We start from the raw sequence: 15,071 nt of genomic DNA, 5'->3' as shown, positions 1-15,071 counted from the left end.
TGGTGCGGGCCTGTACCCCAGTGGCTAGAGGGAACCGTTTTAGGGGCGGTGTGTCGCGGGTTCGAATCCCGCCAGGCCTACGCCGAGGGCGTGGCACCGGTGACGGCGCCACGCCCTTTCCCGTGCCCGGGGCTCAGCCCAGGTGGGCCCGGAGGATGGGGGCGAGGGCGCGGAAGGCCTTGCCGCGGTGGCTGATGGCGTTCTTCTCGTCCGGGGTCAGCTCGGCGCAGGTGCGGGTCTCGCCGTCCGGCTGGAGGATCGGGTCGTAGCCGAAGCCGCCCCGGCCGGCCGGGGTGTGGCGGAGCGTCCCCCGCAGCCGTCCCTCGACGACGTGCTCGCGGCCGTCGGGGAGGGCGAGGGCTGCGGCGCAGGCGAAGTGGGCGCCGCGGTGGGGGTCGGCGATGTCCGCGAGCTGGGCGAGCAGCAGGTCGAGGTTGGCGCGGTCGTCACCGTGCCGGCCGGACCAGCGGGCGGAGAAGATGCCGGGGGCGCCGCCGAGGACGTCGACGCACAGGCCGGAGTCGTCGGCGACGGCGGGCAGGCCGGTGGCCTTCGCCAGGGCGTGTGCCTTGAGCAGGGCGTTCTCGGCGAAGGTGACGCCGGTCTCCTTGACGTCGGGGACCTCGGGGTAGGCGTCGGCGCCGACGATGTCGAGCTCCAGGCCGGCGTCGGCGAGGATGGCGTGCAGCTCGCCGACCTTGTGCCGGTTGCGGGTGGCCAGGACCAGGCGGGGGGCGCTCACGTCGGGGGCGCTCACGCGGGGAGCTCCTGCTCCAGGGCGGTGCGCTGCGCGAGGGCGAGCTCGGTGCAGCCGGTGACGGCGAGGTCGAGGAGGGCGTCGAGCTCGGCGCGGTCGAAGGGCTGCCCCTCGGCGGTGCCCTGGACCTCGACGAAGCGGCCGTCGCCGGTGCAGACGACGTTCATGTCGGTCTCGGCGCGCACGTCCTCCTCGTAGGCGAGGTCGAGCATGGGGACGCCGCCGACGATGCCGACGCTGACGGCGGAGACGGTGCCGGTCAGCGGCTGGGCCTTGGGCCTGACGAGCTTGTTGCGCTGCGCCCAGGCGACGGCGTCGGCGAGGGCGACGTAGGCGCCGGTGATGGCGGCGGTGCGGGTGCCGCCGTCGGCCTGGAGGACGTCGCAGTCGAGGACGACGGTGTTCTCGCCGAGGGCCTTGTAGTCGATGACGGCGCGCAGCGAGCGGCCGATGAGGCGGCTGATCTCGTGGGTGCGGCCGCCGATGCGGCCGCGGACGGACTCGCGGTCGCCGCGGGTGTTGGTGGCGCGGGGGAGCATGGAGTACTCGGCGGTGACCCAGCCCTCGCCGCTGCCCTTGCGCCAGCGCGGGACGCCCTCGGTGACGCTGGCGGTGCACAGGACGCGGGTGTCGCCGAAGGAGACGAGGACGGAGCCCTCGGCGTGCTTGCTCCATCCTCGTTCGACGGTGACGGGGCGGAGCTGTCCGGGGGTGCGGCCGTCGCCGCGCACGGCATCGTTCGAAGACATGCCCCGACCCTATCGGGGGCGCGGCCGGTCCCGGGAATCGTCGCGGCCCCGGCCCGCCCGGTGCGGGGCCGGGCGGGCCGGGGCCGGGTCGGGGCCGGGCCGGGGCCGGGTCGGGGCCGCTCACCTCATCTTCGCGATGGCGGTGGCCACGGGGTCGGCGTCGGCGCCGACGACGACCTGGACGGCTTTGCCCATCTTGACGACGCCGTGGGCTCCGGCTGCCTTGAGCGCGGTCTCGTCGACCTTGGAGACGTCGTCGACCTCGGTGCGCAGGCGGGTGACGCAGCCCTCGACCTCGACGATGTTGTCGAGGCCCCCGAGGCCGGCGACGATCTTCTCAGCCTTGCTGGCCATGTCCGTAACTCCTGTTCTGCGGCCTATCGGCCCGTATGAACACGTTAACCCAGCGTTCGGACAACTTCGCGAGTGGTGACATTTTTCGAACAGAAGTTCCCGCGGGGCGCGCGGGTGCGGACGCCGGGTGCGCGGGCCGCGGACTACACCTCGTACACCGCGCCGGCCCTGGCCAGCTCCAGCGGGCCGGCGTAGGCCGTCCTCGCGTCGCGCTCGGCCGTCTTCGGGTCGGTCCACGGCGGGATGTGGGTGAGGACCAGGCGGGAGGCCCCGGCGCGCTCGGCGGCCTGCCCGGCCTCACGGCCGTTCAGGTGCAGGTCGGGGATGTCCTCCTTGCCGTGGGTGAAGGAGGCCTCGCACAGGAACAGGTCGGCGTCGCGGGCGAGGACGTCCAGCGCCTCGCACGGGCCGGTGTCCCCGGAGTAGGTCAGCGTCCGGCCGCCGTGCTCCACGCGCAGGCCGAACGCCTCCACCGGGTGGCTGACCAGGTCGGCCTCCACCGTGAACGGCCCGATCCGGAAGCGGCCGGGGGTGAGGGTGCGGAAGTCGAAGACCTCGCTCATCGCCTTGTCCGACGGCAGGTCGCCGCCGTAGGCGGTGGCCAGCCGCTGCTCGGTGCCCTCGGGGCCGTAGACCGGCAGGCGCGGGCCGATGGCCCTGTCCGGCGGGTAGTAGCGGACGACCCAGTAGTTGCACATGTCGATGCAGTGGTCCGCGTGCAGGTGGCTGAGGACCACCGCGTCGAGGTCGTACAGACCGCAGTGTCGCTGCAGTTCGCCGAGGGCGCCGTTGCCCATGTCGAGCAGCATCCGAAAGCCGTCGGCCTCTACGAGGTAGCTCGAGCAGGCCGAGTCCGCGGAGGGGAACGACCCCGAGCAGCCGACGACGGTGAGCTTCATGTGCAGGAACCTCCAGGGGTGGGTCCGGGGGTCATGCGGTGGGAGCGGACAGGGGACGCACACCCCGGCAGCGGCACGTCCTCGGGCGCGCCGCCGGTGCCCGGGTCCGCGGGGCGGGGGCCGGGCGGCCACTTCGGGCTCGGAGGCCGGGTCCGTCGATGGCGGTGGGTGCGTGCCGCCATTGTCTGACGAGAGTAAGGCTGGGCGCGGGCACTGCCTCTGCCCGGGAGGCCTGTTGTGGTTGGAATCACCAGTACGGGCGGGCTGCGGGGGCGCGGGGTGCGGCGCGGGCGCCGGGGGGCGGCGCGGCGCCCGCGGGGCCGCCGGAAAAGGCAGGGGGACGGAGGGCGCGCGGGGCCCGGGAAGGGGCAGGGCACGGGGCCCGGAAGGGGGCGGGGACGCGAGGCCGGAAAGGCCGCGGGGCCGGAAAGGCCGCGGGGCCGTCCGCGCCGTTCCGTCCGGCGCGGACGCCGGGCGGGCGGTGTGCGGACGGCCCCGCGGGCGGTCCCGTCGGGCCTCAGGCCCAGAGCTGTCCCTGGAGGGCGGCGACGGCCGCCTCGGTGCTCTCGGCCGTGTAGATGCCGGTGGACAGGTACTTCCAGCCGCCGTCGGCGACGACGAAGACGATGTCGGCGCTCTCGCCGGCCCTGACCGCCTTGTTGCCGACGCCGATGGCGGCGTGCAGGGCGGCGCCGGTGGAGACGCCCGCGAAGATGCCCTCCTGCTGCAGGAGTTCGCGGGTGCGCCGGACGGCGTCCTCGGAGCCGACCGAGAAGCGGGTGGAGAGCACGCTCTCGTCGTACAGCTCGGGGACGAAGCCCTCGTCGAGGTTGCGCAGGCCGTAGACGAGGTCGTCGTAGCGCGGTTCGGCGGCGACGACGGTGATACCGGGGACCTTCTCGCGCAGGTAGCGGCCCACGCCCATCAGGGTGCCGGTGGTGCCCAGGCCCGCCACGAAGTGGGTGATGGTGGGCAGGTCGGCCAGGATCTCCGGGCCGGTGCCGTTGTAGTGGGCCGCGGCGTTGCCGGGGTTGCCGTACTGGTAGAGCATCACCCAGTCCGGGTTCTGCTCCGACAGCTCCTTGGCGACGCGCACCGCGGTGTTGGAGCCGCCGGCCGCGGGGGAGGAGACGATCTCCGCACCCCACATGGCGAGGAGCTGGCGCCGCTCCTCGGAGGTGTTCTCCGGCATGACGCACACGATGCGGTAGCCCTTGAGCCTGGCCGCCATCGCGAGGGAGATCCCGGTGTTGCCGCTGGTCGGCTCGAGGATGGTGCAGCCGGGGGTGAGCCGGCCCTCCGCCTCGGCCTGCTCGATCATGTGCAGGGCCGGGCGGTCCTTGATCGAGCCGGTCGGGTTGCGGTCCTCCAGCTTGGCCCACAGCCTCACGTCCTCGGAGGGCGAGAGCCTGGGCAGGCGGACCAGCGGGGTGTTGCCGACCGCGGCGAGCGGGCTGTCGTACCGCATCAGAGCGAGCCGCCCGCCACGGCGGGGAGGATGGTGACGCTGTCGCCGTCGGAGAGCTCGGTGTTGATGCCGTTGAGGAAGCGGACGTCCTCGTCGTTGAGGTAGACGTTGACGAAGCGGCGCAGCTGGTCGCCGTCGACGATGCGCTCGCGGATGCCGGCGTGGCGGCTCTCGAGGTCGGCGATGAGCTCCTCGAGGGTGGAGCCGCTGCCCTCGACGGCCTTCTGCCCGTCGGTGTAGGTGCGGAGGATCGTCGGGATGCGGACCTCGATGGCCATGGCGTGGGCTCCTGTGGAGTGGTGGGCGGGCGGGTACGACGAGCGGCGTTTCCGGCGCGCGGTGCGGTCGTGGTGGTGCGCGATCGACGGGTGCGGCGGAGCCGCGCGGCTGCTGCTCGATCGGGCAGCGCGGCCCGGCGCTACATGGCGCTGGCGAGCCGGCACAGGTCGACGTGCAGCCGCGCCACGAGCAGGGTGCTCCGGCTGTCGTTGCTCACGTCGTAGGAAACCATGGGCTCATCGTAACGATTCCCGGTGAACGGCCGGGACGGCCGTCCCAGTATGCGGACGGCCGTGCGGACGCCGGTCCGTTCAGCCGTAGGACTCCACGATTTCGACCTCTTCCTCGGTGATCTCGCCGTCCACAATGCGGAACGAGCGGAACTGGAAGGGGCCCTCGCCGTTGCCGCAGTCGGCGGTGGAGACGAGCACGTAGTGCGCTCCGGGCTCGTTGGCGTAGGAGACGTCGGTGCGCGAGGGGTAGGCCTCGGTGGCGGTGTGCGAGTGGTAGATCACGACGGGTTCCTCGTCGCGGTCGTCCATCTCGCGGTAGAGCTTGAGCAGGTCGGTGGAGTCGAACTCGTAGAACGTGGGCGAGCGGGCCGCGTTCAGCATGGGGACGAAGCGCTCGGGGCGGCCGGTGCCGGCCGGGCCCGCGATCACTCCGCAGGCCTCGTCGGGGTGGTCCGCCCGCGAGTGGGCGACGATCTGGTCGTGCAGGGCCCGGGTGATGGTCAGCATGAGGGAGAGCATAAGCAGGAGGCCCCCGGACGTGTCCGGGGGCCTCCTGGGCCGCGCCCGCGGGGCGGGCGGGGAAGTCGTCCGCGAGCCGGCTCAGACGGCCTCGGGCTCCGGGGCCTCCTGCGGGGCGTCCTTTCGCCGGGCCTCCTTGTGCCGCAGGTGGGCGAGGAAGGAGGCGAGTTCCTTCTTGACCACCGGGGCGAGCAGGTAGAGGCCGACGATGTTGACGACCGCGAGGGCGAAGAGCACCGCGTCGGCGAGGTTGAGCAGGGCGCCGAGGGTGAGCATCGCACCGAGGACGGTGAAGAGGCAGTAGACGACCTTGAAGGTCGTCTCGCTGGCCCGGCTGCGGCCGAAGAGGTGGGTCCACGCCTTCAGGCCGTAGTAGCCCCAGGTGATGATCGTCGAGAAGGCGAACAGCAGCACCGCGACGGTCAGGACGTAGGGGAACCAGGGCATCACGGTGGCGAAGGCGTCCGAGGTGAGGGTCACGCCCTCCGGGGAGGCACCGGTCTCGGCCGCGACCTCGCGGGCCTTGTGCCAGCTGGGGGTGGAGGCGATGACGATGGTCAGCGCGGTCATCGTGCAGATGACGACGGTGTCGATGAACGGCTCCAGCATGGACACCAGTCCCTCGGTGACCGGGTGCCGGGTCTTCACGGCGGAGTGCGCGATGGGCGCCGAGCCCAGGCCGGCCTCGTTGGAGAAGGCGGCGCGCTGGAAGCCGATGATGAGCACGCCGATCATGCCGCCGGCCACGCCCCGGGGGGCGAAGGCGCCCTCGACGATCTCGGCGAAGGCCGCGGGCAGGTGCGTGATGTTCACCAGGATGACGACGAGGCAGGCGACGATGTAGACCCCGGCCATGGCCGGGACGAGGCGGCTGGTGACCTGGCCGATCGAGCGCATGCCGCCGATCAGCACCAGGGCGGCGAACGCCGCGATCAGCAGGCCGAAGCCCAGGGCGCCGGCGGACGAGCCGAGCAGGCCGTTGTCGCCGCCGGTGACCGACTTCAGCAGGGCGTAGCTCTGGTTCGACTGGAACATGTTGCCGCCGAACAGGCCGAAGAACAGCAGGCAGACGGAGGCGAGCACGGCGAGGACCTTGCCGAGGCCGCCCAGGCCCCGCTCGGCCAGGCCCTTGCGCAGGTAGTGCATGGGCCCGCCGGAGACGGTGCCGTCCTCGTGCTCCTCGCGGTACTTCACGCCCAGGGTGCATTCGACGAACTTGGTGGCCATGCCGAGCAGGCCGCACAGGATCATCCAGAACGTGGCCCCGGGGCCGCCGATGGTGACCGCGACGGCCACACCGGCGATGTTGCCCAGTCCGACGGTCCCGGAGACCGCCGAGGTGAGCGCCTGAAAGTGGTTGACCTCGCCCGGGCCTCCCTCGTCGTGCTTGCCCCGCACCAGGTCGGCGGCAAGCTTGATCTTGTGGACCTGGACGAAGCCGAAGACGAGGGAGAACACCGCACCCGCGACCACCAGCCAGGCGACGATCCACGGGAAGCTCACGCCGAAGACGGTGACCTCGGCGAAGATCAAGCCCGTCATGAAGGTCGAGGCGGGGTCGAAGAAGCCGTTGACGGTGCTTTCGACGCTTGCGGTGAATGAGTCGATCGAAGCCATGGAGTCCTCTGGATCGCACGCTGCACGAGCAGCTGGAGTCGGTTGCGTCGGACGGTCGAGCGCCACTGTTTGAGAACCGAACACAAAGGGCCGGAATCGGGTTCGGGAATTCCTACCACTGAGAGCTACCGATGGCGACCGATGCGTGTAGCACGCAATAAAAACCGAGCTCCGAACCTCCGGAAAACCGCAGCTCAACGGGGTGTGACCGTTATCCGAAACAGGGAAACCGCTTTCCGACTACGAGTCAGTAGCTCAAAGTAACCTCAAATCGAGGTCACCACGAGATCACCCCGGCGTCACACCATGAACACCTTGTGACCACAACGTGGTCACATCAGGGTCTCCAGCAGGCTCTCCTGGAGGCCGCCCAGCCACAGGTAGGCCATCACCAGGGGCTTGCGGGGGTCGGTGTCCGGCAGCCGGTACAGCTCTTCGTCGTCCTCGGTCACCCCGAGCCGGGAGCCGATGGTCAGCCGGAGGTCGTTGAGGGTGCCGAGCCAGTGCCGCGCGTCGTCCCCGGCCACCCGCAGGACCGCGCCGCCCCCGGACGGCTCCAGCCCGTCCAGGTCCCGGACCACGGCCAGCGCGTCCTCGCGCTTGCGCGCCCGCAGGTCGTTCTCGGTGTAGCGGCGGAACTCCGCGGACGCCTCCCGCGCCTCGCGGCCGGCGGCGTCACCGGCCTGCGGGTCGACGTACGCGTCCGGGAAGAGGCGGGCCAGCGCCGGGTCGGACGGCGGGCTGCTCGGCCCCTCGGCAAAGAGCGCCGCCAGCGGATCGGCGCCCTCCTCGTGCTCCCGGCCCGGCCCGATCAGCTCCAGCAGCTGGACGGCGAGGCTGCGCAGGATGGAGACCTCCACCTCGTCCAGGGCGATCACGGCGGCTCCGTCGGGGGCGGCTTCGAAGTATCCGGCCATGGGGCCTGTGACTCTCCCTGGTGCGGGGGCGGTTGCGGGAATCCGGCGGGCGGGCCTGCCGGGCGGGGTGCGGACGGGACGGGGGTGCGGGGCGGGGCCTGCCGGGCGGGGCGGGCGGACGGTCAGCGGTCCTGCTGCAGGGTGGCCCACAGTCCGTAGCCGTGCATGGCCTGGACGTCCCGCTCCATCTCCTCGCGGGAGCCGCTGGAGACCACCGCGCGACCCTTGTGGTGCACGTCCAGCATGAGCTTCTCGGCCTTCTCCTTCGGGTACCCGAAGTAGGTCCGGAAGACGTAGGTGACGTAACTCATCAGGTTCACCGGGTCGTTGTGCACGAGGGTGATCCAGGGGACGTCGGAGGACGGCGCCTCGCCGGCCTCGGGGCGCTCGATCTCCACGGGTGCGACACTCACGCCCCCCATGCTGCCACTGCCGGATTCGGGAGGCGATCCGGGTCCCCGGCCCGGCGGGTCGCGCACCGGATCCCCTACCCGAACAGAAATCGTCACTTTGACGCTATGGGGGGGTAGTATCCCCTCCATGGACAGCAAGAGCACTCCCGCAGCAGACGGCCTGGCCCACGAGACCGGCTCCGCCCTCGGGCTCCCCGTCACCGTGCCGTCCACGGCCCTGTTCACCGACCACTACGAACTGACGATGGTTCAGGCCGCCCTGCGCAGCGGAGCGGCGCACCGCCGGTCGGTGTTCGAGGTCTTCACCCGCCGCCTGCCCGAGGGCCGCCGCTACGGGGTGGTCGCCGGCACCGGACGGGTCCTGGACGCGGTGGAGAACTTCCGCTTCGACGACGCGGCCCTGGCCTTCCTGGAACGGCAGCGGGTCGTCGACCGGCCCACCCTGGACTGGCTGGCCGGCTACCGCTTCCGCGGCGACATCCTCGGCTACCCCGAGGGCGAGGTGTACTTCCCCGGCTCCCCCGTCCTGCGCGTCGAGGGCACCTTCGCCGAGGCGGTGCTCCTGGAGACCGTGATCCTGTCCGTGCTCAACCACGACTCCGCGATCGCCGCCGCGGCCTCCCGGATGGCCGTGGCCGCCGGCGGCCGCCCGCTGATCGAGATGGGCGCCCGGCGCACCCACGAACTGGCCGCGGTCGCCGCCTCCCGGGCCGCCTACGTCGGCGGCTTCTCCTCCACCTCCGACCTGGCCGCCGGCTTCCGCTACGGCATCCCCACCGTCGGCACCAGCGCCCACGCCTTCACCCTCCTGCACGACGAGGAACGGGACGCCTTCACCGCCCAGGTCGACTCCCTCGGCCGCGGCACGACCCTGCTGGTCGACACCTACGACCTCACCGAGGCCGTGCGCACCGCCGTGGAGGTCGCCGGCCCCGAGCTGGGCGCGGTGCGCATCGACTCCGGCGACCTGCTGCTCCTGGCCCACCGGGTCCGCCGCCAGCTGGACGAACTGGGCGCGCACGGCACGAGGATCACCGTCACCAGCGACCTGGACGAGTACGCGATCGCCTCGCTGGCCGCCGCCCCCGTCGACGCCTACGGCGTGGGCACCTCGCTGGTCACCGGCAGCGGCCACCCGACCTCCTCGATGGTCTACAAGCTGGTGGCCAGGGCCGCCTCCGACTCCCCCGACGCCCCGCTGGTGCCGGTGGCCAAGCGGTCGGCGGGCGGCAAGGCCAGCACGGGCGGGCGCAAGTGGGCGGCGCGGCGGCTGGACCAGCACGGGGTCGCCGAGGCCGAGGTCGTCGGCAGCGGGCCGGTGCCCGACGACCTCGCCGACCGGCAGCTGCTGGTGCCGCTGGTGGTCCGCGGTGAGACGGTGGGACGTGAGCCGCTGGACGCCGCCCGGAACCGGCACGTGCGGGCCCGGGCGCAGCTGCCGCTGTCCGCCACCCAGCTGTCGCGGGGGGAACCGGTACTGCCCACCGAGACGGCCTGACCACCGGCGGCGGGCGCGCCGGCCCGCCCGCGCCGCCCGTCCCTCCGGCGCGACGCGGTCCGGCCCGGTGCGACATGGTCCGGCACGATCCGGCACGATCCGATTTCGACACGAAAGGCTCACCATGAACCGGGCACTGATCGTCGTGGACGTACAGAACGACTTCTGCGAGGGCGGCAGTCTGGCCGTGGCAGGCGGGGCCGACGTCGCCGCCCGCATCACCGACCTGGTCGGCGCGGCGGCCCCCGGCTACGACCACGTGGTCGCCACCCGCGACCACCACGTCGACCCCGGGGAGCACTTCTCCCCCGAACCCGACTTCGTCCGCTCCTGGCCCGAGCACTGCGTGGCGGGCACCGAGGGGGCCGAGTTCCACCCCGGCTTCGCGCCCGCGGTGGGCTCCGGCGCCGTGGAGGCGGTCTTCGACAAGGGCTCGCACTCCGCCGCGTACAGCGGCTTCGAGGGCACCGAGGAGAACGGGACGGGCCTCGCCGAGTGGCTGCGCTCGCGCGGGGTCGAGGAGGTCGACGTCGTCGGGATCGCCACCGACCACTGCGTGCGCGCCACCGCGCTGGACGCGGCCCGCGAGGGGTTCCGCACCCGCGTGCTGCTGGACCTGACCGCGGGGGTGGCGCCCGGGACCACCGAGCGGGCCCTGGAGGAGCTGCGCGGGGCGGGCGTGGAGCTGAGCGGGACGCCGGTCGTCCGGGCCGGCTGACCCGGACCACGGACACCGGGCGCCGGGCGCCGGGCGCCGGGCGCCGGGCGGACGGAAGGCCCGTGGGCGGTGAGCCGTGAGGCGGTGGGCCGTGAGGCCGTGGGGCGTGGGCCGTGGGGCGCGGGCCGTGGGGCGCGGGCCGTGGGTCGGTCGCACGGCCCTCCGCCCGCACGGTCGGCCTCAGGCCGGGGCGGTCAGCCGGGCGCGCGCCTCCATGAGGGCGAACCCCAGCAGGTTCGGCCCCCGCCACCTCGCCGGGTCCCGGGCCCGCTCGTCGTCGGCGGCGAGCCCGATCCCCCAGACCCGGTCGACGGGACTGGCCTCGACCAGCACCCGGTGCCGCGTGCCCAGCAGGAATGCCCCGATCCCCGGGTTCTGGCGGAACTTCTCCACGTTGCCGCGGACCACCAGCTCGAACCGCCGCTCGACCCACACCTGTTCGTCGAACCCCCGCACGGTCCGCCCGGCCGCCTTGGCCTCCCCCGGATGCGCGGCCCCGAGCACCCGGGCGAGCGCACCGTCGTCGCCGAAGAGCCGCGCCTTGCCGGCCATCATCCAGTGCTCGGCGGTCGCGTACTCCGTCCCGTCCACCCGGAACGGGGCGGGCCACCACTGGCTCAGGCAGCCTGCGCCCGCGCTCCCGTCGCGCTGCGGCCGGTGCCCCCAGAAGAAGAGGTACTTCAGGCGCTCCCCGCGCCCCACGGCCGCCACCAGCTGCTCCACCGACCGCAGCGGTGCCTCCTGCTCGTCCATGCCCGCCATCCTGCCGGTCCCCGGTACGGCGGCGCCCCCGGTTTTCCGCCGCGGCCCGGCGGGGCGGGCGGGCGAGCGGGCGCGGGGAGGGCGGGCGCGGGGAGGGCGGGCGCGGGGCGCGGGGAGGGCGGGGGCGCGGGGGTGTCAGGAGAGGCGGCGCAGGGCCCGGACCGCCTGCCAGCCGTCGGTCTCCGCCGCGTCCGGACGCCTCCACACCAGGCCCTCGGGGTGGTGCAGGACCGCCGTGATCTCGTCGGACGTGGGCGGTTCGGCGTTGCCCCGCAGGTGGACGGAGCGGAAGCCCAGGTTGCGCAGCCGGGTCAGGGCCCGCTGCCTGTTAGCCGCGTGCACGATCACCCGCACCCGGGAGCCGTCCCAGTCCCGGTGGTGGGGTCTGTGCAGGTGGAGCGCCACGACGACGCTGCCGTCCGGAAGTGCGACGAAGCCGCCGGCCATGTCCGCTCCGATCCCCGTGGTTCCCGCTTCTCCTCAATCATGTGGCCGGCTGTGGAACGGTGCAGCGACTGTCGGCCAACGGGAGGGGAGGGGGAGGAAGCGCGACGGCTGCGGCGGGCCGGCCGGCGGAACGGCCGCCGGAACCCGCCGCCGGCACGCGCAGGGCCCCGGGGCGGTCCTCCCGCCCCGGGGCCCTGCCGCTGCCCGGTACCGGGTCAGGAGGTCTTGACGACGACGGTCTTGGCGGCCTTGTCGTGCAGGCACTGCTGGTAGGGCTTGTCCCACAGGTGCCACAGCGAGTTGAGCAGCCAGAAGATGACACCGAGGCAGCTGATCACGCCGGGGAGGGCGTAGACCGCGGCCCGGATCCATCCGGCGGAGCCGGGGACGCGGCCGTCGGCCAGCATCGCCACCCGGATCTTCATGGCCTTCTTGCCGAGCGTCTGTCCGTCGCGCGAGAGCATCACGCCCTCGTAGACGAAGTAGAGGCCGTAACCCATGAGCGAGGCCATGATGTTGCCCGAGAAGGACATCGCGGTCGCGTCGTCGAAGTCCACGAACAGGGCGGTCGCGACCACGAAGAACGCGATCAGCACGCCGGTGTCGATCAGCCGGGCGAGGAAGCGCTGTCCGGACTCGGCCAGCGGCGGCATGCCGGCCGGGGCGCCGCCGGGCGCACCGTAGGGCGCCTGGGCGTACTGGCCCTGTGCGTACTGGCCCTGGTCGTACGGGTTTCCACCGGCCGCGGGCGGGGTGCCCGGTGCGGCATAGCCGCCGCTCTCGTAGGGGTTCTGCTGGGGAGGCTGCTGGCCGTACGGGTTCTGCTGGGGCTGCTGGCCGTACGGGTTCTGCTGGCCGTACGGATCCTGGCCGGATCCGCCCTGCGGGTAGCCGTATCCGGGCGGCTGATTTCCACTCATGCCTTGAGTAAATCAGCCGTACGGGTGACGGGACAGTGGTATTCGGTCTCCCGGCGGGCGATTCAGTCCGTGGGGACCACCACGGTCCGGGCCGCCTTGTCGTGCAGGCACTGCCGGTACGGCTTGTCCCACAGGTGCCACAACACGTCCAGCAGCCAGAAGATGCAGCAGACCCAGGCTCCCAGCGAGTACACGCCCGCCCTCAGCCAGGCGGCCGAGGCCGGTGGTGAGGACCCGTCGGCCAGCATCGCCACCCGGATCCTCACCAACTTCTTGCCGACCGTCTGACCGTCGCGCGAGAGCATCACGCCCTCGTACACCAGGTAGAGGAGGGCGACGAGGCCGCTGTACAGGAGGCCGGGCGCGCTCCCGTAGTCGGGGAACCCGAGGACCGTCCACAGGACGAGGCTCCCGACGAAGCCCACCAGGAGGCTGTCGACGACGCGGGCGAGGAGGCGCCAGCCGCTGCCGGCGGGCCGGGGCATGCCGGGCGGCAGCGGAGGTCCGCCGAAGTCGCCGTACCCGCCCGGGCCGTACCCGCCGGGGCCGCCGGGGCCGTACCCACCGGGGCCGCCGGGGCCGTACCCGCCGGGGCCGTACCCGCCCGGGCCGCCGTACCCGCCCGGGCCCCGGTCTCCCCAGGGGCCCGGAGGCGGTGGCGGGGGCGGGGTCTGTTCCCCGCCCGGGGGCGGGCCGCCGGGCGGGCCCTCCTGCGGGGAGGAGCCGGGCGCCCGCTCCCCGGGTTCCCAGGGACGTTTCCGGAACGGGTCGTCCTCCGGCGGGGGACCGGATCCGGGCGTCGGGCCGTCGCTGCTCATGGCGCCCAGTCAAACCCCGGGCCGGGCCGGACGCCGCCGGGAGGGGGCCGATGGGGGGATCCGGCCGGGCGGCCCCGCCCTGTCCGGCGGGGCCGCTTTGTCAGCTGTCCGCGGCCACGAAGGTGCGGCCCGCCTTGTCGTGCCAGCACTGCCGCCAGGGCTTGTCGACCAGGCACCAGGCCGCGTCCAGGACCCCGACGACGAGCGCGCCGAGGAGCTGGTGGACCAGCCAGCGCCGCAGCGAGCGGCCGAGGGTGGGCGGCATCTGCGACTCGACGTCGAGCACCTGCAGTCCGAACAGCTTCTTGCCCGGCGTGCGCCCCCACTTCGCGGTGGGCAGCGCCTCGTACAGCAGCCCGGTGACGAGCAGCGCGGCGACGAGCATCCCCAGGTAGGGGCCGGTGGTGCCGTCGATCAGCCATACCGTGACGGTCTGCCCGGTCAGTTCGGCAGCCCGCATCTTGTCCTCGATGTGGGCGATCGACGCCATGATCAGCGGGGTGCCGACCGCGCCCACCACCGCGCCGACGAGGACCAGGTCCAGCAGCCGGGCGGCGAGCCGGCGGCCGAGGCCCGCCGGCCGGGCGGGCTCGGCCGCACTGGCGAACGGGTCCTCGGCGACCGGCCGCCACGGGACGGGCCGTTCGGCGGCGGACGGCTCCTGCCGGGCGAGCTGCTGGAGCTGCTGCGGCCAGGGGGCGGGCGCCCCCTGGCCCGTGCCGTGGGGCTGGTGGCCGCCTGCGGCCTGGTGCGGCACGGCGGCGGACGGTCCCGGCGCCGCACCCTGCGCCGGGCCCGGCGCCGGATTCGACTGCGCGGGCGCCGCCTGGACGGGTCCGCCCGCCGCGGCGGGGGCGGTCCCGGACTCGGCCCGGGCATGGGGGTCGGGGACCGGGGCGGACGGGGCTCCCGGGTGGGGCGCCCCCGCCCCCGGGACGGACGGGGCGGACGGGGCGGGCTGGGCGGCCTGCCGGGCGGGGCCGGGTTCCGCGGTGGCGGCCCCGGCACCCCACGAGACGCGGCCGGACCCGGCGTCCAGGCCGCTCTGCCGCGAGGCGTCGGCGCCCCACGCGGCACCGGACGGCGGGCCGTGGAGCTGCTCCTGCGCCTGCCCCGGCGTCCGGGCCTCCGCCTGCTCCGGCACCCGGCCGGCCTCCTGCGCGAGGTCCTGCCCCGCCCCGGTCCCCTCCTCCGGCCGGGACTGCGGCTCGGGCCAGGAGACGGGCTCGGGGACGGAGGGCGGGGGCACGGCGGACCCGGAGTCCGGCGCGGACTGCGGCACCTCGTCCAGGAAGACCGGGCCGGACTCGTCCACCGCCGGGACCCTGGCCACCGGCGGGGCGGAGGGGCCCGCCGGGGCCGCGGGCGGCACGACGACCCCCGGCGGCGGGGCGAGGACCTCGCCCTCCTGCGGTGCGGGACGCGACGTCCCGGGCACCCATGCCGACCCGTTCCAGTACCTGATGTAGCCGGGGATGGAGGGGTCCGCGTAGTAACCGGCCGAGGGGCCGCCGCTGGCGGATCCGCTGGAGGGGGCGTTCATGATCCCTTGAGTCCCTGTCCCGTCGTCGGCTCTTACCGTGCTCGTGCTTGTGGTGGTCCACATCTTCTACCAGACGGCGACCGGGACCCGTGGCCCGTCCGCTGCTCCTTGTGTCCGCCCGGCGACGGTTGGTCGTCGGACGGGCGCGCCGCGCAAGACT

The 15,071-nt window shown here is 73.7% G+C and carries 18 protein-coding genes and 1 tRNA gene; 3 read left to right on the top strand and 16 right to left on the bottom strand.

Annotation, left to right across the window (positions count from 1 at the left end; translation table 11 throughout):
* Positions 1 to 6: 6 nt before the first annotated feature.
* Positions 7 to 80: transfer RNA gene (locus GQS52_RS17550), tRNA-Leu, on the top strand.
* Positions 81 to 133: 53 nt separating this feature from the next.
* Here GQS52_RS17550 and rdgB read toward each other — a convergent pair.
* The 11 genes from rdgB to clpS form a co-directional block, all read right to left on the bottom strand.
* Positions 134 to 742 (bottom strand): RdgB/HAM1 family non-canonical purine NTP pyrophosphatase, encoded by a 609-nt coding sequence (rdgB, locus tag GQS52_RS17545; RefSeq protein ID WP_182316529.1) that lies wholly within the window; start codon positions 740 to 742, stop codon positions 134 to 136.
* A gap of 11 nt (positions 743 to 753) precedes the next feature.
* The gene (rph, locus tag GQS52_RS17540) at positions 754 to 1,506 is read right to left on the bottom strand and encodes a ribonuclease PH (RefSeq protein ID WP_182314332.1); all 753 of its coding nucleotides are present in this window, start codon (positions 1,504 to 1,506) and stop codon (positions 754 to 756) included.
* A 120-nt stretch (positions 1,507 to 1,626) separates the two neighbouring features.
* A complete protein-coding gene (locus tag GQS52_RS17535; protein ID WP_182314331.1) occupies positions 1,627 to 1,860 on the bottom strand; it encodes a PTS glucose/sucrose transporter subunit IIB in 234 nt (77 codons plus the stop codon).
* A 143-nt stretch (positions 1,861 to 2,003) separates the two neighbouring features.
* Positions 2,004 to 2,759, bottom strand: a complete 756-nt coding sequence (locus tag GQS52_RS17530; RefSeq protein ID WP_182314330.1) for an MBL fold metallo-hydrolase — start codon at positions 2,757 to 2,759, stop codon at positions 2,004 to 2,006.
* A 517-nt stretch (positions 2,760 to 3,276) separates the two neighbouring features.
* Positions 3,277 to 4,227 (bottom strand): cysteine synthase, encoded by a 951-nt coding sequence (locus GQS52_RS17525; protein WP_182314329.1) that lies wholly within the window; start codon positions 4,225 to 4,227, stop codon positions 3,277 to 3,279.
* On the bottom strand, positions 4,227 to 4,505 hold the full coding sequence (locus GQS52_RS17520) for a MoaD/ThiS family protein (protein ID WP_182314328.1): 279 nt from the start codon (positions 4,503 to 4,505) through the stop codon (positions 4,227 to 4,229). The genes GQS52_RS17525 and GQS52_RS17520 overlap by 1 nt, the downstream gene beginning before the upstream one ends.
* Positions 4,506 to 4,645: 140 nt before the next feature.
* Complete coding sequence (locus GQS52_RS28435; RefSeq protein ID WP_330166869.1) at positions 4,646 to 4,738, bottom strand: putative leader peptide; 93 nt, start codon at positions 4,736 to 4,738, stop codon at positions 4,646 to 4,648.
* A 79-nt stretch (positions 4,739 to 4,817) separates the two neighbouring features.
* Positions 4,818 to 5,246: a M67 family metallopeptidase gene (locus tag GQS52_RS17515; protein ID WP_182314327.1), complete on the bottom strand. Its 429-nt coding sequence runs from the start codon at positions 5,244 to 5,246 to the stop codon at positions 4,818 to 4,820.
* Positions 5,247 to 5,339: 93 nt separating this feature from the next.
* Positions 5,340 to 6,875, bottom strand: coding sequence for an alanine/glycine:cation symporter family protein (locus GQS52_RS17510; RefSeq protein ID WP_182314326.1), 1,536 nt, complete (start codon positions 6,873 to 6,875; stop codon positions 5,340 to 5,342).
* 332 nt (positions 6,876 to 7,207) lie between these two features.
* Positions 7,208 to 7,792 (bottom strand): DUF2017 domain-containing protein, encoded by a 585-nt coding sequence (locus GQS52_RS17505; RefSeq protein ID WP_182314325.1) that lies wholly within the window; start codon positions 7,790 to 7,792, stop codon positions 7,208 to 7,210.
* Positions 7,793 to 7,914: 122 nt separating this feature from the next.
* Complete coding sequence (gene clpS / locus GQS52_RS17500) at positions 7,915 to 8,214, bottom strand: ATP-dependent Clp protease adapter ClpS (RefSeq protein WP_182314324.1); 300 nt, start codon at positions 8,212 to 8,214, stop codon at positions 7,915 to 7,917.
* Between the two features lie 118 nt (positions 8,215 to 8,332).
* Here clpS and GQS52_RS17495 point away from each other — a divergent pair, with 118 nt between their 5' ends.
* A complete protein-coding gene (locus GQS52_RS17495; RefSeq protein WP_182314323.1) occupies positions 8,333 to 9,703 on the top strand; it encodes a nicotinate phosphoribosyltransferase in 1,371 nt (456 codons plus the stop codon).
* 124 nt (positions 9,704 to 9,827) lie between these two features.
* Positions 9,828 to 10,421, top strand: a complete 594-nt coding sequence (locus GQS52_RS17490) for a nicotinamidase (RefSeq protein ID WP_182314322.1) — start codon at positions 9,828 to 9,830, stop codon at positions 10,419 to 10,421.
* A gap of 180 nt (positions 10,422 to 10,601) precedes the next feature.
* Here the strand turns inward: GQS52_RS17490 and GQS52_RS17485 are convergent, their stop codons facing one another.
* The 5 genes from GQS52_RS17485 to GQS52_RS17465 all read right to left on the bottom strand — a co-directional run bounded on the left by GQS52_RS17485 (position 10,602) and on the right by GQS52_RS17465 (position 14,911).
* Positions 10,602 to 11,174: an NADAR family protein gene (locus tag GQS52_RS17485; RefSeq protein WP_259370833.1), complete on the bottom strand. Its 573-nt coding sequence runs from the start codon at positions 11,172 to 11,174 to the stop codon at positions 10,602 to 10,604.
* A gap of 144 nt (positions 11,175 to 11,318) precedes the next feature.
* Complete coding sequence (locus GQS52_RS17480; RefSeq protein WP_182314320.1) at positions 11,319 to 11,630, bottom strand: hypothetical protein; 312 nt, start codon at positions 11,628 to 11,630, stop codon at positions 11,319 to 11,321.
* A 215-nt stretch (positions 11,631 to 11,845) separates the two neighbouring features.
* Positions 11,846 to 12,550 (bottom strand): RDD family protein, encoded by a 705-nt coding sequence (locus GQS52_RS17475; RefSeq protein WP_182314319.1) that lies wholly within the window; start codon positions 12,548 to 12,550, stop codon positions 11,846 to 11,848.
* A gap of 62 nt (positions 12,551 to 12,612) precedes the next feature.
* Positions 12,613 to 13,035: an RDD family protein gene (locus GQS52_RS28430; protein WP_330166870.1), complete on the bottom strand. Its 423-nt coding sequence runs from the start codon at positions 13,033 to 13,035 to the stop codon at positions 12,613 to 12,615.
* A 433-nt stretch (positions 13,036 to 13,468) separates the two neighbouring features.
* Positions 13,469 to 14,911 (bottom strand): RDD family protein, encoded by a 1,443-nt coding sequence (locus GQS52_RS17465; RefSeq protein ID WP_182314317.1) that lies wholly within the window; start codon positions 14,909 to 14,911, stop codon positions 13,469 to 13,471.
* Positions 14,912 to 15,071 lie beyond the last annotated feature (160 nt).

This window comes from Streptomyces sp. SCUT-3, from assembly GCF_014083985.1.
Taxonomy (GTDB): Bacteria; Actinomycetota; Actinomycetes; order Streptomycetales; family Streptomycetaceae; genus Streptomyces_H; species Streptomyces_H thermolineatus.
The sequence above is the reverse complement of the archived record's forward strand: the minus strand, read 5'-3'. Positions and strand labels throughout refer to the sequence as shown.

What these genes read in the sequence shown, in the direction of transcription:
- rph (WP_182314332.1), bottom strand. Translation starts at nt 1,506, where the DNA reads ATGTCTTCGAACGATGCCGTGCGCGGCGACGGCCGCACCCCCGGACAG.
- GQS52_RS17535 (WP_182314331.1), bottom strand. Translation starts at nt 1,860, where the DNA reads ATGGCCAGCAAGGCTGAGAAGATCGTCGCCGGCCTCGGGGGCCTCGAC.
- GQS52_RS17530 (WP_182314330.1), bottom strand. Translation starts at nt 2,759, where the DNA reads ATGAAGCTCACCGTCGTCGGCTGCTCGGGGTCGTTCCCCTCCGCGGAC.
- GQS52_RS17525 (WP_182314329.1), bottom strand. Translation starts at nt 4,227, where the DNA reads ATGCGGTACGACAGCCCGCTCGCCGCGGTCGGCAACACCCCGCTGGTC.
- GQS52_RS17520 (WP_182314328.1), bottom strand. Translation starts at nt 4,505, where the DNA reads ATGGCCATCGAGGTCCGCATCCCGACGATCCTCCGCACCTACACCGAC.
- GQS52_RS28435 (WP_330166869.1), bottom strand. Translation starts at nt 4,738, where the DNA reads ATGGTTTCCTACGACGTGAGCAACGACAGCCGGAGCACCCTGCTCGTG.
- GQS52_RS17515 (WP_182314327.1), bottom strand. Translation starts at nt 5,246, where the DNA reads ATGCTGACCATCACCCGGGCCCTGCACGACCAGATCGTCGCCCACTCG.
- GQS52_RS17510 (WP_182314326.1), bottom strand. Translation starts at nt 6,875, where the DNA reads ATGGCTTCGATCGACTCATTCACCGCAAGCGTCGAAAGCACCGTCAAC.
- GQS52_RS17505 (WP_182314325.1), bottom strand. Translation starts at nt 7,792, where the DNA reads ATGGCCGGATACTTCGAAGCCGCCCCCGACGGAGCCGCCGTGATCGCC.
- clpS (WP_182314324.1), bottom strand. Translation starts at nt 8,214, where the DNA reads ATGGGGGGCGTGAGTGTCGCACCCGTGGAGATCGAGCGCCCCGAGGCC.
- GQS52_RS17495 (WP_182314323.1), top strand. Translation starts at nt 8,333, where the DNA reads ATGGACAGCAAGAGCACTCCCGCAGCAGACGGCCTGGCCCACGAGACC.
- GQS52_RS17490 (WP_182314322.1), top strand. Translation starts at nt 9,828, where the DNA reads ATGAACCGGGCACTGATCGTCGTGGACGTACAGAACGACTTCTGCGAG.
- GQS52_RS17485 (WP_259370833.1), bottom strand. Translation starts at nt 11,174, where the DNA reads ATGGACGAGCAGGAGGCACCGCTGCGGTCGGTGGAGCAGCTGGTGGCG.
- GQS52_RS17480 (WP_182314320.1), bottom strand. Translation starts at nt 11,630, where the DNA reads ATGGCCGGCGGCTTCGTCGCACTTCCGGACGGCAGCGTCGTCGTGGCG.
- GQS52_RS17475 (WP_182314319.1), bottom strand. Translation starts at nt 12,550, where the DNA reads ATGAGTGGAAATCAGCCGCCCGGATACGGCTACCCGCAGGGCGGATCC.
- GQS52_RS28430 (WP_330166870.1), bottom strand. Translation starts at nt 13,035, where the DNA reads ATGCCCCGGCCCGCCGGCAGCGGCTGGCGCCTCCTCGCCCGCGTCGTC.
- GQS52_RS17465 (WP_182314317.1), bottom strand. Translation starts at nt 14,911, where the DNA reads ATGAACGCCCCCTCCAGCGGATCCGCCAGCGGCGGCCCCTCGGCCGGT.